The sequence below is a fragment of the Methylobacterium sp. Gmos3 genome, assembly GCF_056430985.1.
The window spans coordinates 468,058-493,341 of sequence record NZ_JBWJYL010000004.1 but is presented as its reverse complement, the minus strand read 5'-3'; the positions used below and the strand labels follow the sequence as shown (position 1 = coordinate 493,341).

Genomic DNA, 25,284 nt, shown 5'->3' with positions numbered 1-25,284 from the left:
TGCCAGCCTTCACCGCTTGGCCGGCTGCGCTCGCCCGACCAAATCCGCTGGCCAAGCTACCCATGGTGGCGCGGCCTACCGCGCACTAACTTTGATCTTGGACCACCTCGTGGGGGCCGATCACTCACCGGGCAAACGGGCAAATATAGAACTTAATTCGGAGGGAAACTTCGAACTTAAAGTCAAAGGCCATAGCAATCTGCACGTATCAGGAAATTCGACAAGCAAAAAAATTGGAACGACATTTGATTATTTCATCGGTGCAAAAGCTGCCTTGCTCGTTGGACTTGAATCCTCAGTAAAAATGTCAGGATCAGTGACAGTCTTTGTCGGCATCGAAGTGGTGTTCAAAGCGTCAGGTCGAATGAGCATCGCGATGGCGGCCGAAAAAAGTGTCACCTTTGGCGTCCTCTCAACGACTACGTTCGGACGGAAGATAGATGCTGTATTTGGCGCAGATTCGAAGACCGTAGTCGGCGATTCTCGAAAGAACGTCATTGGATTTGATAAAAAAATGACACTTGGCGACTTCAAATTGATTGAGGGCAATTCTTCAAGTATTGTAAATGGAACGGATGAAAAAATATTTCGGATGAACGCAACGATCTGCGACATTGATTATAAAAAAGAATTAGCGAGCGCAGAGGATAGTGAGTTGAAATCAGCGAAAACAGAAATGACAACGAAGTACGATGAACTGACGGCCAAGCAAGTGACTGTGGCGAATCTCATATCTTCCAACCTGACATTGTTCCAATGACCATGCTCGTCCAAAGGTGCCCTTCTCCCGCTATCACGGAAGAAATTCAACGGCCCTATGCCAGTGCGGTCGTGCTGGAGATTGGCGAAGGTGGAAACTGGGCCGAAATCGCAGCGGGTGATCGCATTTCACCGGTCCAGATCGCGGCGGGTTGTGTACTTCGCCCGCAAGCCGGGGATATCGTATTGGTATTCCACGATGGCGAAGACCAGTACATCATCCAGGTACTGCGGCGCTTCAGCAATCATGCCGCCACACTTTCTATGCCCGGCGGCGGTGCCCTCGCGATCGAGGGCGAGAGCCTCACCCTGACCGGGCGGCGACGTCTCCTGCTCAGCGGCGACCGGCTGGACCTGCATGGCCGCAGCCTCGCCCTCGTCGCCGAGACGACGACGTGGCTCGGCAAGGTCCTGACCGGTGTGGTGGACCGCTTCCGCCTCTCGGCCCGCAGCCACGAGACCAGCGCCGAGACGCTCGTGGAGAAGGTCGGGGAACGCACCGCCATCATCGAAGGCATCGATTCGGTGCGTGCGGAGACCCGCGTGGTGACGGTGACGGGCGTCGCCAGCGAGACCGCCCAGAGCAAGGTCGTCGCCGTCGCGGACGATCTTCGCATGGACGGCAAGCGCATCACGATGGGCTGAGGCCGCGGATATGAGCGAAGCGTCCAGGCCCGCCACGGCCCTGCATCGTGAGCGACTGAGCGCGACCGAGCGGTTCGCCGCTGCCGGCCGTTATCGGGAGGCCGCCGCCCTCATCGAGGCGGCTCTGAAGGAGCACCCCACCGACCCAGAGGCGTTGAACGCCTACGGGGCGCTGTGCCTCGCTCAACGCGACTTCGCCCGGGCCAGCGAAATCCTCGGCGCGGCGGCGACCGCCAATCCCGATCACCCCAGCCTCATCGCCAATCTCGGCCTTGCCCATCAAGCGAGTGGGCGCCACGATGAGGCCCGCCTATGCCTGCGGCGAGCCGTGGCCCTGGCGCCGGACAGCGTCGTGCCGCTGCAATCCCTGGCGATGGCGCGCTTTTTCGCCGGAGATTTCGGCGAGGCGCGGGAAGCCGCCGACAGGCTGCTCGCCCTCGATCCCGGCTCGGCCACCGTCCCGGGCCTGCTTGGCCTGCTGGCACTGGCGGAGGGAGATTGGACGACCGCCGCCGAGTCGTTCCAGATTGCGCTGGAGCGAGGCTCGAAGGAGCCGAATGTCCTGCGGGGCCTGTCCGCCTGCTTCTTGAGAGGCGGGGAGACGGCCCAGGCGCTCGCCCTGGCCGAACAGGCTCGCATCGTCGATCCCCTGGATGTCGACACCCTCGAACACCTCGCTCGCTGCCAAGCGGAGGCGGGCCTCTGGAAGGAGGCGGAGGATACATGCCTCGGGGTGCTGGCCTTCGCGCCCGACCATCTCGGCCTCCGGGTGATCCACGCGCGGATCAGGATGGCCCTGGGACAACCGGAGGCCGCGCTGGCCGACCTGACCCGGTTCACCCGCGCCCATTCCGGTTCGGTCGAGGCGCTGGTCGCCCTCGCCTCGGCGGCCCGGCAGACCGGACAATTGGCGCAGGCTCAGCCGCTGCTGCGGGAGGCGTTGCGGCGCGAGCCGGACCACGCCCTCGCCCTGTCGCTCGATGCCGAGATCACCCTGGCGCTGGGGCAGCGCCTCCCCAGGATCGAAGGCGGGATCCCGCCCGGCGCCCGCATCCTCGTGCCGGGGGATATGACGGCCGGCGAATTCGTCACGCTGGCAAGGTTCCTCCCGCCCCTCGCCAACGAAACCGGCAGAGTGAAGCTCAGCGCCGCCGATCCGTTCCGGCCGCTCGCCGCCCACCTTTCGGTCGATCTCGACATGGGGCCGCCACTCCCCGACGAGGCGAGTTTGGCCCTGCCGATGCTGTTACGGTATCTGGAGGAGGGCGCGCCGGTCCCATACCTCGAGCCCGATCGCGACTTTGCGGCTTTGTGGCATCATGCGTTGTCCGAGCACCCGCGCCCGTGGATCGGCGTGCTGTGGGACGGGGAGGCCCCTGGCCTCACGATGGAGCAGATCCGCCGGGCCATGCCGCTCCAAGCCAGCGCGGTGAGCCTGATGATCGGCCGCCATCGCCACAGCCTCGCGGATTGGCCCGAGGCCATCGATGCTGGCTGCCACATCCATGGGTTCGCCGACATGATCGCGGCGATCGCCAATCTGGATTTCGTGATCGGGCCCGACCTCGCGCCGATGCAGATCGCGGGCGCTCTCGGCCGGCCGGGCGCCGTGGCGGTGGGAACGCATCAGCCCTGGTATTGGGCCACCGAGAAAGACGCGTCGCTGTGGTTTCCGACCCTGCACGTGGCGCAGCAGACGCGGATTGGCGACTGGGAGGGCGTGATCGCGTGCATCGGCGAGGCGGCTGCATCGTCCGGTTGAAGGCAAACTTCAACGCCGTCCTGACCTTCTCTTCGAAACGCGGTTTGCCAGCGCGGCTTGTCCGGCTCTAAGGGTCCTGCGCACGCATCTCCCGAGAAGGAACGCCGGATGATCGACCTGACCCTCGACGCGGCCCGCATCATCGTGGCGACGGCCCTCCGCACGGCGCGCGAGCGCGGCCTCAAGCCCTTGGCGGTGGTGGTGTACGATGCGCGTGGCGCGTTGAAAGCTGTCGAGGTCGAGGACGGCACCTCTCTGCGCCGGGCAGAGATCGCCTGCGGTAAGGCCAACGGATCGCTGGCGCTGGGCATGGGCTCGCGGGCGATCCATGCCCGCGCCGAGGCGCAGCCCTATTTCGTCGCCGCGGTCAGCCATATCGCCGGGCCGGCGGCGCTGGTGCCCGTGCCGGGCGGCGTGCTGATCCGTGGCAAGGACGGGCGGTTGCTCGGTGCGGTCGGCATCTCGGGCGACACCTCGGACAACGACGAGATCTGCGCCGTGGCCGGCATCGAGGCCGCCGGCTGCGTGGCCGAGACCGGCGCCTGATGCGCCTGCGCCGGCGGGATTGGCTGGCCGGCGCTGCCGCGCTCGCGGCCACGTCGGCCGCTGCGGCCGGGGCCGATCCCCTCTACCGGCGCGGCAACGACGCCGACCCGGAAACCCTCGATCCGCACAAGTCCTCCACCGTCGCGGAGGCGCATCTCCTGCGCGACCTCTGCGACGGGTTGCTCTCCTACGACAATCACGGCGCCATCGTGCCCGGCGCGGCGAGGGACTGGACCGTCTCGGAGGACGGCACGACCTATCGCTTCACGCTGAATGCAGACGGGCGCTGGTCGAACGGCGAGCCGGTGACGGCGGCGGACTTCGTCTATTCGCTCCGGCGGATCATGGATCCGGCCACGGGCGCCAAATACGCCGAGGTGCTGTTTCCCATCGCCAACGCGGCCGCGATCAATCGCGGCGAGAAGCCCGTGGAGACTCTCGGCGTCTCGGCGCCGGACCCGGCGACGGTCGAGATCAGGCTCGAGGAGCCGACTCCGTACTTCCTCGAACTCCTCACCCATCAGACGGCGGCGCCCGTCCACGCCGCCTCGGTGGCGCAGCACGGCGAATCCTTCACCCGGCCGGGCAACCTCGTGACGAACGGTCCCTACCGGCTGATCGACAACGTGCCCGGCGACCGCATCCTGCTGGAAGCGAACCCGCACCATCCCGCCGCCGCCACGGTGGCGATCCGCCGGGTCGCCTTCCTGCCGACGCCGGATCTGTCGGGCGCCGTGCGCCGCTACGCCGCCGGGGAGATCGATTCCCTGTCCGACCTGCCGGGCGACCAGATGGTGGCGCTTCAGGACCGGTTCGGACCGCAGGTGGTGCTCGGCCCGGCGCTGGGCCTCGCGGCGCTCGCCGTCAACACCCGCAAGGCGCCGTTCTCGGACGTTCGGGTGCGCCGCGCACTCTCCCTGGTGATCGACCGGGACTACCTCGCCCAGGCGCTCTTCGGCGACACGATGAGCCCGGCCTATTCCCTCTGCCCGGAGGGCCTAGACCATTACCGCACGCCGCCGGAAACGGCGGGACGCAAGGGCCTGCCCATCGACCACGAGGAGGAGGCCCGCGCCCTCCTCACCGCCGCCGGGTTCGATCCGAAGAGCAACCCGCTCAAGGTCGAGTATCGCTTCAACATGAGCGACAATAACCGCAATACGGCGGTGGCGCTCGCGGAGATGTGGCGCGACCTCGGGATCGTGACGCGCTTCGTCTATACCGATGCGAAGACGCATTTCGCCTATCTCCGCGACGGCGGCGATTTCGACATCGCGCGCATGTCGTGGATCGCCGACTATTCCGATCCGCAGAACTTCCTGTTCCTGCTCCAGACCGGCAATGACGGCTTCAACGCCGGCCGCTGGTCGAACCCGGATTACGACGCGCTGCTGAAGGAGGGCGCCCGCGAGCGTGACCTCGCGCGGCGGGCCGACCTCCTGTACCGGGCCGAGGAGATCGCGCTGCGCGAGCTGCCCTGGATTCCGCTGATGCATTACCGGACCAAGGCGCTGATCTCGCCGCGCCTTCAGGGCTACCACCCGAACCTGCGCAACGCCGCGCCGACCCGCTACCTCAGGCTGACGGCATGATCGGCCTCGTCCTGCGACGGCTGGGGCAGGGGGTGCCGACGCTGCTCGCGGTAGTGGCGCTGAGCTTCTTCCTGATGCGCCTCGCGCCCGGCGGGCCGTTCGATCTCGAACGTCCGCTCTCGCCGGCCGCGATGGAGAACCTGCGCAGGGTCTATGGGCTGGATCGACCGCTCATCGCGCAGTTCGGTAGCTACCTCGCGGCGTTGGCGCGGGGCGATCTCGGGCCGTCGTTCTCGTTCCGTGACATGAGCGTCGCCGGGCTGATCGCGCGGGGCCTGCCGGTCTCGGCGACCCTCGGCGCCCTGGCCCTCGTTGTCGCCTGTGTCCCCGGCATTGGGCTCGGCTGCATCGCGGCGCTGCGGCGGGACGGATGGATCGACCATGCCATCGGGCTCGGCGCCGCGCTCACCCTGTCGCTGCCGAGCTTCGTCGTCGCGCCCCTGTTGCAGATCGCCTTCGGGCTCACCCTGCGCTGGCTCCCGGTGAGCGGATGGGAGGCGGGCGATCCGCGCCATCTCATCCTGCCCGTCCTCACCCTGGCCCTGCCACAGATCGGGGCGCTGGCGCGCCTGACCCGCGCATCTCTCGGGGAGGTGCTGCGCACCCAGCCGGTGCGGACCATGCGCGCCTTCGGCCTGCCGCCCGTCCTCGTCACGCGCCATGCCCTGCGCGGGGCGTTGCTGCCGGTGGTGGCCTATCTCGGGCCGCTCGCCGCCGCCCTGCTGACAGGCTCGGTGGTGGTGGAGACGATCTTCGGCCTACCGGGCATCGGGCGCTACTTCGTCGAGGGCGCCGTCAACCGCGACTACACGCTGGTGATGGGCGTTGTGCTGCTCGTGGCGGTGCTGGTCATCGTCCTGAACCTTGCCGCCGACCTCGCCTGCGCGTGGCTCGATCCGCGCCTGCGGGCGGGAACATGATCCGGCGGCTGCCCCGCGCGCGGAGCGCCGTTGCCTCCCTCGCCGTGCTGGCGCTTCTGGCGCTCGCCTGCCTCGTCGGCCCCGCCTTCACCGGCCACGAGCCCGACCGTTTCTACCCGGACCTGCGCCAATTGCCCGCCGGGCTGACGGCCCAGCCGGACGACGCGCATCTGAAACCCGCCCTGGACCGCATCGCGTTCCGAATGCGTGCCCGCGTCGCCACCTTCGCGCGGGACGGTGACCGCCTGCACCTCACCCTGGCGGCGGACCAGCCCATCGACCGGCGCAGCCTCGTCTACCTGCCGCGCTCCGACCTGTTCGGCTCGCCGTCGGTGGTGGCGGAGGAGGAGGGCGGGCGCCGACTCGTCCTCGACGTACCGATCCGCCATCTGCGCTTCCTCCTCGGAACCGACGTGCATGGACGCGACCTGCTCACCCGCAGCCTCGTGGCGGGGCGGGTCTCCCTGGCGGTGGGGCTCACGGCGACGCTGGTGGCGCTGCTGATCGGCGTCGGCTACGGCGCGGTGGCGGGCTATGCCGGCGGGGCGTTGGACGCCGCGATGATGCGCGCGGTCGATGCGCTCTACGCGCTGCCCTTCGTGTTCTTCGTCATCCTGCTGCTGGTGTTCTTCCGGGCGAGCCTCGTGCTCATGCTGCTCGCCATCGCCGCCGTGGAATGGCTGGACATGGCGCGGATCGTCCGCGCGCAGACCCTCTCCCTGCGCGAGCGCGATTTCGTCCGCGCCGCCCGCGCGCTGGGCCTGTCGGCGCGGGGCATCGTGCTCCGGCACATCGTGCCGAACACGCTGGGGCCGGTGGCCGTCGCGGCGACGCTCCTCGTGCCGCGCGTGATCCTGTTGGAAAGCTTCCTGTCGTTCCTCGGCCTCGGCGTGCAGGAGCCGCAGACGAGTTGGGGCGTGCTGATCGCGGAAGGCGCCCGCGCCATCGAGGCTGCGCCGCACATGCTCGCCGCGCCGGCCGCCTTCCTCATCGCGACGCTGGTCTCGCTGAACCTCCTCGGCGACGGCCTCGCCGACGCCCTCGACCCCCGAACCGGCTGACACCCTCGCTGCCAGTGCGCGCGCCCCCGTCATTGCGAACGGAGTGAAGCAATCCAGGGCAGCGGGACGTCTCACGAGGTTGGCGGAACCCTGGATTGCTTCGCTGACGCTCGCAAAGACGGGGGTGATGACCGGCGCGGGCGCTTATCCCAACAGACGCACCGGCGCCCCGGCCTGCCACGCCGCGATATCCTCGACGGCCTGGGTGAAGAAGCGCGTGTAATTTGCCCGCGAGACGTAGCCGAGATGCGGCAGGGAGAGGACGTTCGGCAGGCGGCGGAACGGGCTGTCGGAGGGCAGGGGCTCTATGTCGAACACGTCGAGTCCGGCGCCCGCGATCCAGCCTTCCTCCAGCGCGCGGAGCAGGGCGGCCTGATCCACGAGCCCGGCGCGAGATGTGTTGATGAGGTAGGCGCTCGGCCGCATCCGCCGCAACTCGGCCTCGCCGACGATGCCCCGGCTGCGCTCGCTCAGCACGAGGTGCAGGGTGAGGAAGTCGGCGGCCTCGCAGAGGGCTTCCTTGGACGGCGCCAGCGTCGCACCGGCCGCCTCGGCGCGCTCCGCCGTGAGGTTCGGGCTCCAGGCGAGCACGTTCATGCCAAAGGCCTGCCCCACCCGCGCGACGAGCGCGCCGATCTTGCCGAGGCCGAGGATGCCGAGCGTCGCGCCGGACAGGTCGGCGCCGATGCTGGTCTGCCATCCTCCGCTATGAATGTTCGCGACTTCCTCCGGCAGGTGCCGGGCGAGGCCGAGGATCAGCGCCCAGGTCAGTTCGGTGGGCGGCGTCGGGCTCGAGTCCGTGCCGCAGACGATCACGCCCCGTGCCTTCGCCGCCGCGAGGTCGATGGAGGCGTTGCGCATCCCGCTGGTGACGAGCAGCTTCAGCTTCGGCAGACGCGCGAGCAGATCCGCCGGAAAGGGCGTCCGCTCCCGCATGATCACCAGGATTTCGGCCTCCGCGATCCGCGCCACCAGGGCCTCCCGGTCGCCGATATACTCCGCGACGGTAGAGACATCGATGCCGTCGAGGCGCCCCCACTCGGCAAGCGAGAGGGCGGCGTTCTGGTAATCGTCGAGGATCAGGCAGGTGGGCATCGTCGGCTTTCAGGCGAGGGCGGCGAAGGCGATGGCGATGGCCGACGCGCCGGGATCCTCGACGCCCCGCAGATCGCCCGCCGCGAGGTAGCTCGACCTGCCGGTCGCGGCGCGGCTCATGCCGGCGGTGGCGCGGGCGCCCTCGCGGGCAGCCGAGGCCGCGCCGGCGAGATCGCCCGATCTCAGCGCTTCGATGGCGGGGATGAGGGCGTCGAGTAGGGTCCGGTCGCCGGGATTGGCGCCGCCATAGGCCCGCACTCGCACGACGCCCTCCGCCAGGGCATCCGGCCAGCCGGCTCCGTCCGCAAGGGCCGCGCCGCCGGCGGCGAAGAAGATCGAGGCAAGGACGCCGCTCGACCCGCCGGCCGCGCGGCCGATCCGTTCGGCCAGGGCGCGGGCTAGGGCAGGCGGATCGGCTTGCGGCAGCCGGTCGAGATCGGCCAGCACGGCGCGGGCGGCGCCCGCGAAGGTGGTGCCGGTGTCGCCGTCGCCGACCTTCGCGTCGAGGGCGTTGAGATCGGCTTCGGCCGCGATCAGCGCCTTTGCCACCGCCGCGATGCGCCCGGCGGCGAGGGCGTCCTGCGAGGGCGTGAAGCGCTCGCCTTCGAGACCGCCGGGAAGCGGCTTCACCGCGGGCGCCACCACCGTCACCGCCGCCGGCCACGACGGCACGGGCACCGGGGCGAGCAAAGCCTCTTCCATCGTTCCGTCGAGGGGAAGGAAGCTGAGGGACGCGCCGTGCATGTCGAGCGCGGTCATGGCCGGAGCCGGGCCGAGGAGCAGCCGCACCCGCTTGCCGAGATCGGTCGCGAGCACGGCGCGGGTCAGGACCTGCATTTCGAGGGCGGTCGTCGCGCCGAGATTGTTGACGAAGAGCGCCAGCGGCCCAGCCGCCGGCAGCGTCGGCGCAAGGCGCTCGGCCATGATCCGCGCCAGTTCGGAGGCCTGCGGCAGGGCGAGGCGCTCGACCCCCGGCTCGCCATGGATGCCGAGCCCGAGTTCCGCCTGCCCCTCCGCCATGCGCTCGGCCCTGTGCGAGCCGGGGATAGTCGCGGTGGAGACGGCGATGCCGAGCGACCGCGCGACCGACGCCGCCTTCCGCGCCCGCTCCGCGACCTCCGCGAGGGGCAATCCGGCGGCGGCGGCATGGCCCGCCACCTTGTGGACGAACAATGTGCCGGCGATGCCGCGCGGCTGCTTGGCCTCCGGCAGGGCGATGTCGTCGGCCACCAGCACCGTCTCGACCGCGATGCCGAGGCCCCGCGCCCGCTCGGCGGCGAGGCCGAAATTGAGCCGGTCGCCCGCGTAGTTCTTCACCACCACGAGGCAGCCCGCCGGGCCGCTCACCGCGAGGATGCCCGCCAGCACCGCATCCGCCGAGGGCGAGGCGAAGACATCACCACACACCGCCGCGTCGAGCAGCCCTTCTCCAACGAACCCGGCATGGGTGGGCTCATGCCCCGAGCCGCCACCGGAGATGACGGCGACCTTGTTGGGATCGCGCTCGGCCCGGACCACGACGCGGATGTCGGGATAGCCGTCGAGCCGGGCCAGCGCCCCGCCCCGCGCGGCCAGCAGCCCGTCGATGGCGTCGGTGACGAGGCTGTCGCGCGCCTCGATGAAATGCCCGAGCAGTTGCGCCATGACACCCCTCCCCATTGGCCGCGATACCCCGCGCGGTCCTGAATTCGAGGGTGGCGCGATCCGTGTCGGCTGACAACGGCCATGGGCGCCCGGCGCATCGTATGTCTTGGCCGTTGACACGACCTCGACCGAAGCTATCGATGGCTCCGCATACAAAATCCGCGGGGTTCACCCGTGGGTCACGAGGAAATGCCGGGCTCGTTCGAAGCCCCCACCGGGAAGGCGTTCGCCATGCTTGTCACCCGCCGCCGCATCCTGTCGGCCGGTTCCACCGCTTTGCTCGCCGGGGTCGCCGCGCCCCACGTCGCCCGCGCCCAGCGAGCCGAGTTCACCTACAAATACGCGAACAACCTGCCCGACACGCACCCGATGAACGTGCGCGCCCGGGAGATGGCGGAAGCCCTGCGCACCGAGAGCGGCGGCCGGTTCGACCTGAAGATCTTCCCGACCAGCCAGCTCGGCTCCGACACCGACACGTTGAGCCAGCTGCGCAACGGCGGCGTCGAGTTCTTCACGATGTCGCCGCTCATCCTCTCGACGCTCGTGCCGAACGCCTCGATCAACGGCATCGGCTACGCCTTCCCCGACTACGACAAGGTCTGGGCGGCGATGGACGGTGAGCTCGGCGCCTGGGTGCGCGGGCAGATCGCCAAGGCGAACCTCATCGCCATGGAGAAGATCTGGGACAACGGCTACCGGCAGACGACCTCGTCCACCAAGCCGATCGCGACGCCCGACGACTTTAAGGCCTTCAAGATCCGCGTGCCGGTGTCGCCGCTCTGGACCTCGATGTTCAAGGCCTTCGATGCCGCGCCGACCTCGATCAACCTGAACGAGACCTATTCCGCCCTCCAGACCAAGATCGTGGAAGGCCAGGAGAACCCGCTGGCAGTCATCTCCACCACGAAGTTCTACGAGGTGCAGAAGTACTGCTCCCTCACGAACCACATGTGGGACGGATACTGGTTCCTGGCCAACCGCCGCGCCTTCGAGAAGCTTCCCGCCGACCTGCGCGAGATGGTGGCCAAGCACATCAACGCCGCCGGCATGAAGGAGCGCGAGGATGTCGCCAAGCTCAACGCCAACCTTCAGGACGAGCTGACCAAGAACGGTCTCGCCTTCAACAAGCCCGACCCGGCGCCCTTCCGCGACAAGCTGCGCAAGGCCGGCTTCTACACCGAGTGGAAGGGCCGCTACGGCGAAGAGGGCTGGTCGATCCTCGAGAAGTACACGGGGAAGCTCGCCTGATGGCGGCCACCGCGCCGCGCGGCGGGGTCGCCCCCTGCACGCGGCGGGTGATGAACCTCGCCCATGTCCTGCGCAAGAACGGCCGTCGCCTGCGCGACGGCCTCGGCCTCGTCCAGGCCGAACGCCGCTGGACATGGGCGGACCTCGATTCCCGCGTCGATGCCATGGCCGCCGCGCTCGCGCAGCGCGGCGTGGTGAAGGGCGACCGGGTGCTGGTGCAGTCGCGCAACTGCCACCAGTTGTTCGAATCGATGTTCGTCTGCTTCCGGCTCGGCGCCGTCTGGGTGCCGACGAACTACCGGCAGACTCCCGCAGAGGTCGCCTATCTCGCCAAGGCGAGCGGCGCCCGCGCGATGATCTGCGGCAGCGTCTTCCCCGACCACGCCGCCGCCATCCGGGCCGAGTGCCCCGCCATCGACATCGTGGTCGAGATCGGCGGGGCGACCTTCGGGGAGGATTACGACACCCTCGTCGCGGACCATGCGGGGCAGGCCGCTCCCACGGCGGATGTCGAGCACGACGACCCGTGCTGGTTCTTCTTCACCTCCGGCACGACCGGGCGGCCCAAGGCGGCGGTGCTGACGCATGGCCAGATGGGCTTCGTCATCACCAACCACCTCTGCGACCTGATGCCGGGCACGCAGGAGGGCGACACCTCCCTCGTCGTGGCGCCGCTCTCGCACGGCGCCGGCATCCACCAACTGGCGCAGGCCGCCGCCGGGGCGACGACGGTGCTGACGGCCGGCGACCGGCTCGACCCGGCGGAGGTGTGGTCGCTGGTCGAGGAATGGCGCATCGCCAACATGTTCACGGTGCCGACCATCGTGAAGCTGCTGACCGAGCACCCGTCGGTGGCGCATCACGACCATTCGAGCTTGCGCCACGTCATCTATGCCGGCGCGCCCATGTACCGGGAGGATCAGAAGCGGGCGCTGAAGGCCATCGGGCCGGTGCTTGTGCAGTATTTCGGCCTCGGCGAGGTGACGGGCAACATCACCGTCCTGCCGCCGCGTCTCCACGCGGCCGAGGATGGGCCGTCGGTGAAGGTCGGCACCTGCGGCTTCGAGCGCACGGGCATGCAGGTCGATATCCAGGACACGGAGGGCCGCTCCCTCCCGGCGGGGGAGACCGGCGAAATCTGCGTCTGCGGCCCGGCGGTGTTCGCGGGCTATTACGACAACCCGAAAGCCAATGCGGAGGCGTTTCGCAATGGCTGGTTCCGCACGGGCGACCTGGGCCATCTCGATGACGAGGGCTTCCTGTTCATCACCGGCCGCGCCTCGGACATGTACATCTCCGGCGGCTCGAACGTGTATCCGCGCGAGACCGAGGAAAAGCTTCTGAAGCACCCGGCCATCGCCGAGGCCGCGATCCTCGGCGTGCCCGACCCGACCTGGGGCGAGGTCGGCGTCGCGGTCTGCGTCCTGCGGCCCGGCGAAGAGGTGGACGAGGCTGCGCTGATCGCATGGCTCTCGGCCGAGGTGGCGCGCTATAAGCTGCCGAAGCGTATCTTCTTCTGGAACGAGTTGCCGAAATCCGGCTACGGCAAGATCACCAAGCGCGCCATCCGCGAAGGGCTCGACGCCAGAGGCAGCCTTCCGCTGTGACCGTACGCTCACTCGAATGATAGCTCACGCGCCATGACCCAAGCGTCCGCGATTCTCGACCGCCTCGCCGCCATCGTCGGGCCGAACGGCCTCGTGACGGGCGAGGAATTGCGCAGCCGCCCGGCCGCCTGGACCCGCCCCGCCGAACCCTGCGCCGCCCTTGCCCTCGTGCGCCCCCGCGACACGGAAGAGACCTCCGGCGTGTTGAAGGCCTGCGCGGAGATGGGGGTGAGCATCGTGCCGCGCGGCGGGGCCACCGGCCTCGTGGACGGCATCCTCTGCGAGACCGATCAGATCACCCTCTCCACCGAGCGGATGACCGGCATCGCCCCCGTCGATCCCTTGTCGATGACCGTGGTGGCGGGCAGCGGCGCGACGGTGGAATCGGTGCAGAACGCCGCCCGCGACGCCGGCCTGTTCTTCCCGCTGGATCTCGGCGCGCGGGGCTCGGCCACCGTGGGCGGGACGATCTCCACCAATGCCGGCGGCCTGCGCGTTCTGCGCTACGGCATGATGCGCGAGATGGTGCTGGGGCTCGAAGCCGTGCTGGCGGACGGCACCATCGTGTCGTCCATGCGCCCGCTCATCAAGAACAACACCGGGCTCGACCTGAAGCAGTTGTTCCTCGGCACGGAGGGCACGCTCGGCATCGTCACCCGCGCGGTGCTGCGCCTGCGGCCGGAACCGGCGGGTTACGTCACCGCCCTCGTCGCCTGCCCCGGCGTCGATGACGGTGCCCGGCTGCTGCGGGCCGCGCAATCGGCCTTCCAGGGCCGCGTCTCCTCCTTCGAAGGCCTGTGGCCCGACTTCTACCGGCTGATGACCAAGCCCGGCCGCGCCACCCCGCCGCTCGGGCCGGACTACCCGTTCTACGCCATCATCGAAGTCGAATGCGTTCCGGAGGAAACGGACCGCTTCGTCGACCTCCTCGACCGCCTGATGGGCGAGGGCACGGTGCTCGACGCGGCGCTCGCCTCATCCGAGGAGCAGCGGCAGGCGATGTGGCGCATCCGCGACCGCGTGGAAAACATGAACGCCGACGGGATCGAGCGCGCCTTCGACGTAAGCGTGCCCCTCGACACCATGAACGGTTACGTCGAGGGCGCCCTGGCGCGGATGGGCGCGATCCCCGGCTGTCGCGCTGTGGTCTATGGCCATATCGGCGACAACAACCTGCACTGGAACACGACCGACCTCGACGCCGCCGGCAACGCGGCCATCGACGCGGCGATCTACGAACCGTTGGCCGAGTTGAACGGCTCGGTCTCGGCCGAGCACGGGATCGGCTTGATGAAGCGGGGCAAGCTGAAGCTGTCGCGCTCGCCGGAGGAGATCGCCACGATGCGGCTCATCAAGCGGGCGCTGGATCCCGACAACCGGCTGAATCCTGGCAAGGTCTTCTGAGGCCATGGCCCGCTCTCCCGCCGAGGCGGACAAGCCCGCGCGCCTCGTGGTCAGACTCACCCCGCGCGGCGGAAGGGACGCCGTGGACGGTTGGATGCGCGATGCCGATGGCGCGCCCTGCCTGAAGGTCCGGGTCTCGGCGCCGCCGGTCGAGGGCGCAGCGAACGAGGCGCTGGAAAAGCTCATCGCGAGCACGCTGAACGTGCCCGGCCGCGCCGTGAAGGTCGTCGCCGGCCATCAGGCACGGGTGAAGCGGCTGGAGATCGCGGGGATCGCTGAGGCAGACCTGACGCGGGTGTTCGGCGCGGTGCCTTGAAGTCTAAGCGGCGGCCCGAACGTCCAGCGACAATTCCCGACCGAGTGCGGCGAACGCGGCTTCAAGCTGCTCCAGCTTCGATCCGTGATCGAGGCGGAAGAGGCGATCGACGCTCTCCCGCTTCCAGCCGAGGCGCCTTTGCAGTTCCGCGCGGGTGATCCCAGCTTCCCGCAGCGCCCAGTACAACTCGACCTTCAGCCCAGTAAGGGCCGGGAGCCGAACGGTGTCGCCTCTTTCTCCCACAGGACGGGGAATTGCTTCACCATCGGCAATCATACTGGCAAGGGCAGTCTCGATCGCATCGACGGCGTGACGACGCGCGTCGGCTTCGGTGTCGCCGTAGGTCAGGACGATCGGCAGGAGCGGGCATGTCACCAGCAGCGTGCCGTTGTCGTCCGGTTCAAGGGTGATGGGGTAGGCCAGCATCACTTCAAACCCAATTGCCGCTTGATCGCGTTGACGAGCCCAGTGCCCAACTCCTTCCGGCCACCATGCATGGGGAGTTCGGTCTTTCGATCTCCCCGCCTGACGATGATATGGCCGGAGCCGCCACGCTTCGGTTCGAACGTGCAGCCCTGGGCCGCCAGCCATCGCCGAAGCTCTTGTGCATTCATCGATATAGCTTGCTCAACACCTGTGTTGAAGTCAACACAAGTGTTGATTGCATGGTGCGGCCGGCCTTGCTGGGGAAAACCCTCAGAAGCCCACCTTGTCCCCGCCCTTCAGCGACAGCATCTCCCGCGCCTCGTCGGGCGTGGCGACCGAGAGGCCCAGCCCTTCGATGATGCTGCGCACCCGGCGGACCTGGGCGGCGTTGGTCTCGGCGAGCTTCCCGGGGCCGTCCCAGAGGCTGTCCTCCAGGCCGACGCGGACGTTGCCGCCCATCGCGGCGGCCATGGCGGCAATGTTCATCTGGTTGCGGCCCGCGCCGAGCACCGACCACCGGTACTGGTCTCCGAACAGCCGGTCGGCGGTGCGCTTCATGTGCATCACGTCGTCCGGGTGGGCGCCGATGCCGCCCTGAAGGCCGAACACGGTCTGGATGAACAGCGGCGCCTGCACGAGGCCACGGTCGAAAAAGTATTTGAGATTATAGAGATGCGCGGTGTCGTAGCATTCGAACTCGAACCGCGTGCCGTTCGGGCCGCAGGTGGTGAGGATGTGCTCGATCTGCCCGAACGTGTTGCGGAAGATGATGTCCTTGTTGCCGAGGTAGTCGCGCTCCCACTGGTGCTTCAGATCCTTGAAGCGGTCGAGCATCCCGAACAGGCCGAAATTCATCGAGCCGAGGTTCAGGGAGGCGACCTCCGGCTTGAACGTGGCGGCGGGGCGCACGCGCTCTTCGATGGACATGGTCGGCGCGCCGCCGGTCGTGAGGTTCACGACGCAGTTCGAGCGCTGCTTGATGACCGGCAGGAACTTCGCGAACGCCTCCGGGCTCTGGTCCGGGCGCCCGTCCTGTGGGTCGCGGGCGTGCAGGTGGACGATGGCCGCGCCCGCTTCCGCCGCGCCGATGGCGGCGTCCGCGATCTCCTCGGGCGAGACCGGCAGGTGGGGGGACATGCTCGGCGTGTGGATCGCCCCCGTCACCGCGCAGGTGATGATGACCTTCCGCTGGGTGGCCATGCTCAATCCTTCTGTTGGCTCTTATGGGCGCGAAGGGCGGCCAAGCGCTCGTCGCGACGTTTCATCCGCGCCGGCAGGTCGCCGGGCGCGGTCCATTGGGCAAGAATCGTCTCGACCGCCGCCGGTTCGTAGACGGCGGGGGCCGGCGGCTCGGCGGCGAGGCGCTTGTAGAAGCCGGTGTAGCGCGCGCAGTAATCCGAGATGCCGCCCGGTGCGTTCAGTTCGATGGTCTCGAACGGGCCCATGAAGCTCCAACGCAGGCCGAGCCCATCCTTGACGGTACGGTCGAGATCCTGCGGCGTCACGTAGCCCTCCGAGGCGAGGCGGAAGGCTTCCGCCAGCAGCGCCCCCTGGAGACGGTTGAGGATGAAGCCCTCAACCTCCTTCAGCACGGTGATCGGCACCTGCCCGATGGCCTCGTAGACGGCCCGCGCCCGTGTCAGGGCGGACGGATCGGTCCAGGGCGCGCCGGAAATCTCCACGAGGGGGATGAGATGCGGCGGGTTCACCGGATGGCCGATGAGGCACCGGCCCCTTCCGGCGAGCTCCTCGGTGAAGAGCGAGCAGCGGATCGCCGACGAGGACGAGGCGATCACCGTCTTCGGCGGCGCGAGGGCGTCCATCTCCGCGAAGAGGGCGCGCTTCACCTCCGCCACCTCAGGCCCATTCTCCTGCACGAAGGTGCAGCCGGCCAGGGCTTCGGCGAGGCGCGGCACCGCGCGGATGCGGCGGGCGGCGCCCTCGGGATCGTCGCAGAGACCGTGGGCGGCGAGCGTCTGCAATCCTTCGGCGCAGAGCGGCACCGCCCCGGCGGCGACGCCCTCGGCCTTGTCGAAGAGGCGCACGTCCCAGCCGGCGCGGGCGAAGATCATCGCCCAGGCCCGGCCGATCAGGCCCGAGCCGACGATGGCGACGGATTCGGTCATAGCCACAGCACCTTGCGCCTCAGTTCCTGGTCTTCGCGCAGCAGGCGCGACTCGCCGCTCCACTGCACGGCGCCGCGTTCCAGGGCGACCGTCCGGTCGGACAGCGCCAGAGCGAGGTCCAGGTGATGGTCGACGATGATGATCGCGAGTTCGCGGCGCAGCCGGTCGAAGGCTTCGAACAGCTCTTCCGTCACGGCCGGCGACAGGCCCTCGAAAGGCTCGTCCAGCAGGAGCAGGCGGGTATCGCCGGAAAGGGCGCGGGCCACCGCCACCATCTGCTGCTCGCCCCCGGACAGGCGGGCGGCGTCGACGGTCCAGCGCTGTTTGAGACGCGGGAAGAATTCGAGCACCCGCTCTTCGTCCCAATGGATGCCCGCGCCGGTAAGCCGCCGCAGGCGCCCGAGGCCAAGGTTTTCAGCGACCGTCATGCCGGCGAACAGGGCGCGGCCCTGCGGCACGTAGCCGATGCCGAGCCGCGAGATCCGGTCGGGCAAGAGACCGGCGATGTCCTGATTGTTCAGGGCGATCCGGCCGGAAGCCGGCGGCGCGATGCCGATCAGCGTCTTCAGCAGTGTCGATTTGCCCGCACCGTTGCGGCCGAGCAGCGCCACCACCTCACCTTTGCGGACCGTGAGGTTCACGCCGTTGAGGATGTGCGACTTGCCGTAGAAGGTATTGACCCCCTCCATGGCGAGGAGATCTTCCTTCGCGGCAGAGCTGGCGCGGGGCTTGGCGGCAATCGCCTCCGTGCCCGAGCCAAGATAGACCGCCTGCACCTTCACGTCGTCGCGGGCGTCGGCCACGGTGCCGTCCACCAGAACGGCGCCATCGGCCATCACCGTCACCCGGTCGGCGAGGCGGAACACCCGGTCGATGTCGTGCTCCACCAGCAGGACGGGGATGTCGGACGACAGCGCCTTGATGAGGTCGCCGACGCGTTCCCGCTCAGCCGCCGCGAGGCCTGCCAGCGGCTCGTCGAGGAGCAGCACGCGGGGCCGGGTGGCGAGCGCGAGCCCCATGTCCAGCAGGCGCTGGCCGCCGTAGGACAGGCTTCCGGCCTCCGCCCGCTCGATGCCGGCGAGGCCGGTCCAGCGCAGCAATTCGGCGGTGTCGTTCTCGATCTCGCGGAGGCTGAGCGCATCCCGCCACGGGCTGAAATGCGACGGGTGGCGGGCCTGGACGGCGAGGCGCACGTTCTCCTGCACCGAGAGGCCGGGGAACAGGTTGGTGATCTGGAACGAGCGGCCGATGCCGGCCCGCGTGATGGCGTGGGGTTCGAGGCCGCCGATGTCGCGGCCATCGAGGGTCACGCGGCCATTGTCGGGTCGGTAGAGGCCGGAGAGCAGGTTGAAAGCCGATGTCTTGCCCGCGCCGTTGGGGCCGATCAGGGCGTGGAGCGTCCGGTCCGCGACGGCGAAGGACACGCCGCGCACCGCCGCCACGGCTCCGAAGCTCTTGGCGATCCCGTCCGCGACGAGGACCGGGCCAGTGCCTCGACCCTCGGCGATGAAGCGCGGCGGCACGCGCCCGCTCGCCCCGGCGCGCCGGGCGGCCATGGCCGCGCCCTCGGTCGCGACCTTGCGGAAGGGCTTCAGGAGCCGCGTCCCGATGCCGACGAGCCCGTCCGGCGAAAGCACGATGAAGGCGACGAACAGCAGGCCGAAATACAGGAGCCAGTCGCCCGTGTAGATCGACAGGAACTCCCGGAACAGGATGAAGAACAAAACCCCGATCGCCGGCCCGAGGAACGAGCGCATCCCGCCGATCACCGTCATGGCGAGCAATTCGCCGGAGAAGGCGATGGAGATCGGGTCGGCCGAAGCGAAGCGGTGGTTGTAGGCCGAGAGCGCCCCCGCCAGGCCCGTGATGGTGGCGGAGAGCACGAAGGCCGCGAGCTTGTAGCGGTTGGTTGCGTAGCCGAGGAAGCCGGCGCGCTGCTCGTTCTCGCGGATCGCGACGAGCACGGTGCCCATGGGTGAGCGGCGGAAGCGCCACAGGCAGAACAGCACCAGCGCGGCGATGGCCGAGGTCGCGGCGTAGAGCGCGCCGGGGGTGTCCAGCGCGGCCCAGCGCTGCACGCCGCCGATGCCGTTCTCGCCGCCCGTCATGTCCGTCCAGCGGAAGGCGATGGCGTAGAGCATCGCCGTCAGCGCCAGCGTTAGGAGTGAGAAATACACGCCCCGCCGCCGCAGAATCAGCGCCCCTGCCACCAAAGCGCAGCCGGCGGTGATGGCGAGCGCGCCGACGAGGGGCAACGCCATGTCGCCGGGGAGCACGCGCGTTTGCAGTATCGCCACGGCATACGCTCCGATGCCGAACCACGCCCCGTGGCCGAAGGAGACTAGCCCCGTCCAGCCGACGAGAATATTCAGGCCGAGCACGGCAAGGGCGAAGATCACCACGTCCGTGGCGGTGATCAGGGTGAGGCCGATCGCGTCGAGGGCGAAGGGCAGGGCGACGAGCGCGGCGAGGGCGGCCCAGAGCTGGCGGCTCTCGCGGATGAGGCCGCCGCGCTGGGGCGGGGCGAGGGGCAGGGCCTCGGCGGTACCGGACATGGCGGGCCTCACTCGAACCGGGCGATGTGTTCGCCAAACAGGCCGCGCGGCCGCAACAGCAGCACGAGCACCATCAGGCCGTAGACCGCCGCCTCGGTGGCGGGCGGGTATGCATAGGCCGTGAGGCCCCGCACCACGCCGACGATCAGCGCCGCCAGCACGACGCCCCAGAAGGAGCCGAGCCCGCCGATCACCACCACCACGAAGGCGAAGGTCAGGATCTCGGCGCCCATGGCCGGCTGCACGCCCGTCACCGGGGCCATCATCGTGCCGGCGAGCGCAGCCAGCCCGGTGGCGATGACGACGACCGCCGTCATGTACGGCTTCAGCGAGATGCCGAGGGCCGCCACCATGTCGGGGTTCTGCACACCGGCGCGGACGACGCGGCCGAAGGCGGTCTTCTTGAGGAGCAGCCACAGACCGAGCACGCAGACGAGTGCCACGGCGAGGATCGCGAGCCGATAGCGCGAATAGATCAGGTCGCCGATGAAGACCTGCCCTCGCAGCCAGGGCGGGATGCCGAAGGGCAGGGGGGCCGCGCCGAAGGCCATGCGCAGCGCCTGCTCCGCCACCATGGCGAGACCGAATGTCAGCAGCAGGCCCAGCGCCGGATCGCCCCGGTAGAACCGCCGCAGCACGAACCGCTCGATTACCAGGCCGAGCAGCCCGACCGCCAGAGGCGAGGCGATGAGCGCCCCGCCGAAGCCGATCTCCGGCGCCAGCGCCACGGTGAGATAGGCGCCGATGGCGTAGAACGCCCCATGCGCCAAGTTCACGATGCCGCCGAGGCTGAAGATCAGCGACAGGCCGAGCGCGATCAGCAGATATTGCACGCCGATCAGCAGGCCGTTCAGCACCTGCTCCAGGATGAAGACGAGCGTCATGGGCGCGTCCTCAGGCCGGGAAGGTGCAGGCGTTCTCCTCCTTGGTGGTCGCAATGACCTCCAGGCTCTCCCCCGCGCCCGGCAGCGGGCCGGACGAGGTGAAGATGTCGTAGGGGTTCTTGACCTTTTCCGGCGGCAGGGCGGTGATGGCGTACATCTCCTGCATCAGTTCGTGGTCCCACGCCCGGAAGTAGCCCTCCCGGCCCTTGTGGATGTCGAACTTCGCGCCGCCTTCGAAATACTCCACGAGCTTCATCGAATCGGTCGATTTCGTCTCGTTCATCGCGCGGGCGAGGATCTTCGTCGCCGTGTAGTCGCCCCAACCCTGGTTTTCGGGCGGGCGCTTGTACTTGGCCTTGAACGCGGCCACGAACTTCTGGGCCGAGGGCGAATCCACCATGTGGTGCCAGATCACCGGCCACGTCCCGAGGAAGTTGCCCGGTCCCGCACCCCAGGCAAGGGCCGTGTCGAACCCGAACCCGGCGACCGGGAAGGGCAGGCCGAACTCGCTGTATTGCTTGAGGAAGTTGGTGATCTGCGCGCCGGCAAGGTTGCAGATCACCGCATCCGGCCGCGCTTGGCGGATCTTGAGCAAGAAGGGCGAGAAGTCGGTCAGCTCGGTCGGAATCAGATCCTCGCCGACGATCGTCGCACCGTTGGCGGCGAAGAACTTCTTGGCCTGCTTCAGGAGATCGTGCCCGAAGGCGTAGTCGGCGGTCAGGGTGTAAATCTTCTTGCCCTTGATCAGCCCCTGGTCGAGCAGCGCGCGGCCGGCGGCGCGCACCATCATCGTGTTCTGGGCCTCGACGTGGAACATGAAGCGCTTGCAGTCGGAGCCGCGCAGGGCATCCGAATTCGCGCCCGTGTTCAGGAACAGCGTCTTCTCGCGCTGGGCCACCTGGGAGATCGCCAGCGCGGACGCCGAATTGATCTCACCGACGATGCAGGCCACCTTGTCCCGCTGCACCATGCGCTCGGCCTTCGCCGAGGCGGTCTGCGGGTTCACGCTGTCCTCGGTCAGCAGCTCGACCTTGCGCCCGTTGATGCCGCCCGCCGCATTGATTTCCTCGACGGCGAGTTGCGCCGCCTGCACGGCGAATTCGCCGAGCGGGCCGAGAAAGCCGGTGCGCGGCGTCAGGTGGCCGAAGCGGATCACATCCGCCTGCCCCTGCGAAAGGGCCGGCGCGGCCAAGGCCGGTGTGAGCAGGGCGGCACCGCCGGCGCGAAGCAGCGTCCGGCGTGACATCGTATCGGTGAGATGGCTCATGGCGCGGGACCTCCCCAGACGTTTCCTCCAGCCGGGTCCTTGATGCGGCTCTGCGGCCCGCCCGAACTGTGATCACACATCACTAGCGCGATAGTGCATCTTTCGTCTAGTGTCGGCACATGAGTTCCTCACCGGCCCTTGCGGAGTTGCCCCAGATCGAGCGGCGCACCCTGGCGGACACCGCCTACGACGCCCTGTGCGATCTGCTGGCCTCAGGACGCCTCGCGCCCGGCGACAAGCTCTCGCTCCGGCAGACGGCGGCGGCGCTGGGCGTGTCTGTGATGCCGGTGCGCGAGGCGGTGAGCCGTCTCGCCTCGGATGGCGCCTTGGAAGTCGCGCCGAACCGCGCCCTGCGGGTGCCTGTCCTCGGTGCGGAGGCGTTCCGCGAACTCGCGGAGACGCGCATGGCGGTCGAAGGTCTTGCCGCCGCGCGGGCCGCGACCCGGCGCAGCGCCGAGGAACTGGCGACGATCCGCCGGGCGGAGGCCTCCTTCCGCTCGCTGGCCGAATCGCCCCACCCGGACGGCACCCGCGCGGTGGCGCTGAATCGCGACCTGCATTTCGCGATCTACGCGGCCTGCGGCCTCGCCCCGCTTCGGGAGATCATCACCCGCCTGTGGCTGAAGGCCGGGCCGGTGCTGAACCTCGACCTGAGGGCGCACCCGGAACGGCTGCGGCAGGGTTTCGCCGTCCGCCGCCACGCCGAGTTGCTCGCGGCCATCGCGGCGCAGGACGGCCCCGCCGCCGAAGCGGCCATCGCCGCCGATATCGGCGACGCGGCGGACTTCATCCTCTCGCGCGGCGCCCTCCCGGCGGCTGGTGCGCCTTGAACGACCTCCAACCCGACAGGACGGACCATGGACCTCGGCATCAACGGATTGGGCGTGCTGGTGACGGCGGGCGGCAACGGCATCGGGCGAGCCATCGTCGATGCCTTTCTCGAAGAGGGCGCGCGGGTCTTCACCTGCGATGTCGATGAGGCCGCCCTGGACGGGCTTCCCGCCGAGGTCGGGCGATGCCGCGCCGATGTCGGCGAACGGGATCAGGTCGCCGCGCTGATGGAGGCGGCGGTGGCCGATCTCGGCGGCCTCGACGTGCTGGTGAACAATGCCGGCATCGCCGGGCCGACCGGCCGGGTCGAGGACATCGCCCCGGAGGAATGGGACCGCTGCCTCACCGTGTGCCTGACGAGCCAGTTCAATTGTGCCCGGCTCGCGGTGCCGTATCTGCGGGCGAGCGACAACGCGTCGATCGTCAACCTGTCCTCGGCGGCCGGCAAGTTCGGCTTCGCCCTGCGCAGCCCCTACGCGGCGGCGAAGTGGGGGGTGATCGGCTTCACCAAGTCGCTGGCCATCGAGCTGGGCGAGGCGGGCATCCGCGTGAACGCGATCCTGCCGGGCCTCGTGGCGGGCGACAGGCAGCGTCGGGTGCTCGAAGCCAAGGCGCAGCAGCAGGGTACGAGCTTCGCGGACATGGAGGCGCGGGCCTTCTCCTTCGTCTCGATGAAGGAATACGTCACCGCGCGGCAACTGGCCGACCAGATCCTGCTGCTGGCCTCGCACCGGGGCCGCACGATCTCGGGGCAGGCCATCTCCATCGACGGCGACACGCGGATGCTTTCGTAGAACGTTCCGGAACCAATCGCGTCGCCGAAGCGATACCGGCTTTCCGCGACGCGATCCGAGCCGACCATGGACACTGCCCACGCCGACCGCCCTTACGTCCTGTGCCACATGACGAGTTCCGTCGATGGCCGGATCAAGGTCCGCCGCTGGCTGGCCGATGCCGACCGGCATTACGAGCGGATCCATGCCGAACTTGGCGGCGACGCCTGGATGTGCGGGCGCATCACCATGCAGGGCTATGCCGACAGCGCCGATCCGCTGCCGCAGCCTCCCACCGATGACGGCGTGCCGGTCCCGCGCGAGGATCATGTCGCGAAGCGCGACGCGAACGGCTACGCCATCGCCCTCGACGCGCGCGGCCGGCTCGATTGGGGCGCCCGCAACGACATCACCGGCGATCATGTGGTCGTGGTGCTGACGGAATCGGTGCCGGACGAGCATCTGCGCGCCCTCAAGGCCGGCGGCCAATCCTACCTGTTCGCCGGGGAGCGTGAGGTCGATTTCGCGCTGGCCGTGCGCAAGCTGAAGGCGCTGTTCGGCATCGAGCGGCTGCTGGTCGAGGGCGGTGGCCACATCAACGGCTCGATGCTGCGCGCGGGCGTCATCGATGAACTGAGCCTGCTCCTCGCGCCGGCCGTCGATGGCGTCTCCGGAACGCCCGCCGTGTTCGATGTCCGTGGCGACGAATCCGACAGCATGGGCAAGCGTCGCAAGCTCGATCTGCAATCCTGCGAGCGGCTGGACGACGGCACCGTCTGGCTGCGCTACCGCATCACGCCCGTCGAGGCGGAAGCCTGACCGCCGCGAGGAAACTTTCGTAGAAGGCCGTCACGGCGCGCAGCCGCTCGAATTGCGGCAGCGCGCCGGTCGGCACCGTGTCGATCCGCCAATTGCGCCGGTCGGCGAAGCGGGGGGCGAGGCGGTAATCCACGAAGTCGCCGCGCTGGCCATGGATCATCCACACCGGGAGGCGGAGGCGGTCGTAGAGCAGCGTCGAGTCGGTCGGGAACAGGTGCCCGGCGATGAAGCAGTAGGGCGCGTGCTCCGCTCCCGGCTGGTGGGCCGTCGCGTAGGCGTAGTCGAGCAGCCCCTCATCGATCTTGGTGGCGCCGAAGGTTTTCTCCAGGAAGAAGCGGATGCTCACCCGGCTTGCCAGCGCATTGAACAGCGTCGGACCCAGCACCGGCCGGTCGAGGATCTGGCGCACGATGTCCCGCCCGCGATGCCCATCCGGCGGCCCGTCGCCGGAGAGGCGGCCATCGAAGCCGGTGGGGCTGATCAGTCCGAGCGTCGCGTAATCCGCCGGACGGGCGAGGCAGGCCTTGGCGAGGTAGGAGCAGGAGAGCGAGAGCGCGATGGCGTCCACCGCGTCGCCGCCGTGCCGGGCGCGGATGCGCGCCACGACGGCATGGATCGCCTCGGCCATCAGGCGCGGCGTATAGCGGCGACGGCTGCGCTCGGAGAAGCCGAAGCCCGGCAAGTCGAGGGCGTAGACCGGCCGGGTCTCCCGGTAATGCAGGTAGAGCGGGCGCGTCTCGTAGGCGCTGCCGGCGGCGTTGATCGAGTGGATCAGCAGGAGCGGGCGCCCGCTGCCCTCCGGCGAGGCATAGTACGACACCGTTCCGGCCTGCGGATCCGACACGCTCTCGCGGGCACCGGGCAGGGCGGCGGGCAGGGGCTCGGGCGTCTCGCGCAGGAAGTTCCGTGCGACGGCCATGGCTCCCACCGAGGCGGCCAGGGCGAGGATTGTGCGCCCGGAGGGGCGAGCAAGCGAGCACATCGGATCGAGGCGGATCAAGTTG

At 69.0% G+C, this 25,284-nt stretch carries 24 protein-coding genes; 14 read left to right on the top strand and 10 right to left on the bottom strand.

Annotated elements, in window-relative coordinates:
• From ACS5Q7_RS11245 to ACS5Q7_RS11215, 7 genes are all read left to right on the top strand, one after another.
• The coding region (locus ACS5Q7_RS11245) for a hypothetical protein (RefSeq protein ID WP_478339383.1) at positions 1-760 on the top strand (760 nt) is incomplete at its 5' end.
• A complete protein-coding gene (locus ACS5Q7_RS11240; RefSeq protein WP_478339382.1) occupies positions 757-1,404 on the top strand; it encodes a DUF3540 domain-containing protein in 648 nt (215 codons plus the stop codon). The genes ACS5Q7_RS11245 and ACS5Q7_RS11240, both read left to right, overlap by 4 nt.
• 10 nt (positions 1,405-1,414) lie before the next feature.
• Positions 1,415-3,166 carry a tetratricopeptide repeat protein gene (locus ACS5Q7_RS11235; protein ID WP_478339381.1) on the top strand — a complete coding sequence of 584 codons (1,752 nt, stop codon included), beginning with the start codon at positions 1,415-1,417 and terminating at the stop codon, positions 3,164-3,166.
• A gap of 108 nt (positions 3,167-3,274) precedes the next feature.
• Positions 3,275-3,712 carry a GlcG/HbpS family heme-binding protein gene (locus tag ACS5Q7_RS11230; RefSeq protein ID WP_478339380.1) on the top strand — a complete coding sequence of 146 codons (438 nt, stop codon included), beginning with the start codon at positions 3,275-3,277 and terminating at the stop codon, positions 3,710-3,712.
• Entirely contained in the window at positions 3,712-5,304 is a 1,593-nt protein-coding gene (locus ACS5Q7_RS11225) for a peptide ABC transporter substrate-binding protein (protein ID WP_478339379.1), read from the top strand. Before ACS5Q7_RS11230 ends, ACS5Q7_RS11225 begins: the two co-directional genes overlap by 1 nt.
• The gene (locus ACS5Q7_RS11220) at positions 5,301-6,224 is read left to right on the top strand and encodes an ABC transporter permease (RefSeq protein ID WP_478339378.1); all 924 of its coding nucleotides are present in this window, start codon (positions 5,301-5,303) and stop codon (positions 6,222-6,224) included. The genes ACS5Q7_RS11225 and ACS5Q7_RS11220 overlap by 4 nt, the downstream gene beginning before the upstream one ends.
• Positions 6,221-7,285 (top strand): ABC transporter permease, encoded by a 1,065-nt coding sequence (locus ACS5Q7_RS11215; RefSeq protein ID WP_478339377.1) that lies wholly within the window; start codon positions 6,221-6,223, stop codon positions 7,283-7,285. The genes ACS5Q7_RS11220 and ACS5Q7_RS11215 overlap by 4 nt, the downstream gene beginning before the upstream one ends.
• A 144-nt stretch (positions 7,286-7,429) precedes the next feature.
• Here ACS5Q7_RS11215 and ACS5Q7_RS11210 read toward each other — a convergent pair whose 3' ends face one another.
• Both ACS5Q7_RS11210 and ACS5Q7_RS11205 read right to left on the bottom strand, forming a co-directional pair.
• Positions 7,430-8,380, bottom strand: a complete 951-nt coding sequence (locus tag ACS5Q7_RS11210; protein ID WP_478339376.1) for a D-2-hydroxyacid dehydrogenase family protein — start codon at positions 8,378-8,380, stop codon at positions 7,430-7,432.
• 9 nt (positions 8,381-8,389) lie between these two features.
• Positions 8,390-10,024 carry a dihydroxyacetone kinase subunit DhaK gene (locus tag ACS5Q7_RS11205; protein ID WP_478339375.1) on the bottom strand — a complete coding sequence of 545 codons (1,635 nt, stop codon included), beginning with the start codon at positions 10,022-10,024 and terminating at the stop codon, positions 8,390-8,392.
• A gap of 231 nt (positions 10,025-10,255) precedes the next feature.
• Here ACS5Q7_RS11205 and ACS5Q7_RS11200 point away from each other — a divergent pair, with 231 nt between their 5' ends.
• Genes ACS5Q7_RS11200 through ACS5Q7_RS11185 form a run of 4 tightly spaced genes read left to right on the top strand, consistent with a single transcriptional unit; the run spans position 10,256 to position 14,599 of the window.
• Positions 10,256-11,272, top strand: coding sequence for a TRAP transporter substrate-binding protein (locus ACS5Q7_RS11200; RefSeq protein WP_478339374.1), 1,017 nt, complete (start codon positions 10,256-10,258; stop codon positions 11,270-11,272).
• A complete protein-coding gene (locus tag ACS5Q7_RS11195) occupies positions 11,272-12,879 on the top strand; it encodes an acyl-CoA synthetase (RefSeq protein ID WP_478339373.1) in 1,608 nt (535 codons plus the stop codon). The genes ACS5Q7_RS11200 and ACS5Q7_RS11195 overlap by 1 nt, the downstream gene beginning before the upstream one ends.
• Positions 12,880-12,912: 33 nt before the next feature.
• A complete protein-coding gene (locus ACS5Q7_RS11190) occupies positions 12,913-14,283 on the top strand; it encodes an FAD-binding oxidoreductase (protein WP_478339372.1) in 1,371 nt (456 codons plus the stop codon).
• A 4-nt stretch (positions 14,284-14,287) separates the two neighbouring features.
• Positions 14,288-14,599 (top strand): DUF167 domain-containing protein, encoded by a 312-nt coding sequence (locus tag ACS5Q7_RS11185; RefSeq protein WP_478339371.1) that lies wholly within the window; start codon positions 14,288-14,290, stop codon positions 14,597-14,599.
• A 3-nt stretch (positions 14,600-14,602) separates the two neighbouring features.
• Here the strand turns inward: ACS5Q7_RS11185 and ACS5Q7_RS11180 are convergent, their stop codons facing one another.
• The 7 genes from ACS5Q7_RS11180 to ACS5Q7_RS11150 form a co-directional block, all read right to left on the bottom strand.
• The gene (locus tag ACS5Q7_RS11180; RefSeq protein ID WP_478339370.1) at positions 14,603-15,025 is read right to left on the bottom strand and encodes a type II toxin-antitoxin system HicB family antitoxin; all 423 of its coding nucleotides are present in this window, start codon (positions 15,023-15,025) and stop codon (positions 14,603-14,605) included.
• Positions 15,025-15,213, bottom strand: coding sequence for a type II toxin-antitoxin system HicA family toxin (locus tag ACS5Q7_RS11175; protein ID WP_478339369.1), 189 nt, complete (start codon positions 15,211-15,213; stop codon positions 15,025-15,027). The genes ACS5Q7_RS11180 and ACS5Q7_RS11175 overlap by 1 nt, the downstream gene beginning before the upstream one ends.
• A gap of 82 nt (positions 15,214-15,295) precedes the next feature.
• Positions 15,296-16,225 (bottom strand): 3,5-dioxohexanoate:acetyl-CoA acetone transferase, encoded by a 930-nt coding sequence (kce, locus tag ACS5Q7_RS11170; RefSeq protein WP_478339368.1) that lies wholly within the window; start codon positions 16,223-16,225, stop codon positions 15,296-15,298.
• Positions 16,226-16,227: 2 nt separating this feature from the next.
• Complete coding sequence (locus ACS5Q7_RS11165; RefSeq protein ID WP_478339367.1) at positions 16,228-17,151, bottom strand: 3-hydroxyacyl-CoA dehydrogenase; 924 nt, start codon at positions 17,149-17,151, stop codon at positions 16,228-16,230.
• On the bottom strand, positions 17,148-19,706 hold the full coding sequence (locus tag ACS5Q7_RS11160; protein ID WP_478339366.1) for a branched-chain amino acid ABC transporter ATP-binding protein/permease: 2,559 nt from the start codon (positions 19,704-19,706) through the stop codon (positions 17,148-17,150). The genes ACS5Q7_RS11165 and ACS5Q7_RS11160 overlap by 4 nt, the downstream gene beginning before the upstream one ends.
• An 8-nt stretch (positions 19,707-19,714) precedes the next feature.
• Positions 19,715-20,590 carry a branched-chain amino acid ABC transporter permease gene (locus ACS5Q7_RS11155; RefSeq protein WP_478339365.1) on the bottom strand — a complete coding sequence of 292 codons (876 nt, stop codon included), beginning with the start codon at positions 20,588-20,590 and terminating at the stop codon, positions 19,715-19,717.
• 10 nt (positions 20,591-20,600) lie between these two features.
• Positions 20,601-21,857: an ABC transporter substrate-binding protein gene (locus tag ACS5Q7_RS11150; RefSeq protein WP_478339364.1), complete on the bottom strand. Its 1,257-nt coding sequence runs from the start codon at positions 21,855-21,857 to the stop codon at positions 20,601-20,603.
• Positions 21,858-21,976: 119 nt separating this feature from the next.
• On the opposite strand from ACS5Q7_RS11150, the gene ACS5Q7_RS11145 reads away from it, so the two are divergent.
• The 3 genes from ACS5Q7_RS11145 to ACS5Q7_RS11135 all read left to right on the top strand — a co-directional run bounded on the left by ACS5Q7_RS11145 (position 21,977) and on the right by ACS5Q7_RS11135 (position 24,280).
• Positions 21,977-22,687: a GntR family transcriptional regulator gene (locus ACS5Q7_RS11145; protein ID WP_478339363.1), complete on the top strand. Its 711-nt coding sequence runs from the start codon at positions 21,977-21,979 to the stop codon at positions 22,685-22,687.
• 27 nt (positions 22,688-22,714) lie between these two features.
• Entirely contained in the window at positions 22,715-23,482 is a 768-nt protein-coding gene (locus ACS5Q7_RS11140) for an SDR family oxidoreductase (RefSeq protein ID WP_478339362.1), read from the top strand.
• A 66-nt stretch (positions 23,483-23,548) separates the two neighbouring features.
• Positions 23,549-24,280, top strand: coding sequence for a dihydrofolate reductase family protein (locus tag ACS5Q7_RS11135; protein ID WP_478339361.1), 732 nt, complete (start codon positions 23,549-23,551; stop codon positions 24,278-24,280).
• Here ACS5Q7_RS11135 and ACS5Q7_RS11130 read toward each other — a convergent pair.
• Positions 24,255-25,262, bottom strand: a complete 1,008-nt coding sequence (locus ACS5Q7_RS11130) for an alpha/beta fold hydrolase (RefSeq protein WP_478339406.1) — start codon at positions 25,260-25,262, stop codon at positions 24,255-24,257. The two genes, ACS5Q7_RS11135 and ACS5Q7_RS11130, sit on opposite strands and share 26 nt — an antisense overlap.
• Between the last annotated feature and the right edge of the window lie 22 nt (positions 25,263-25,284).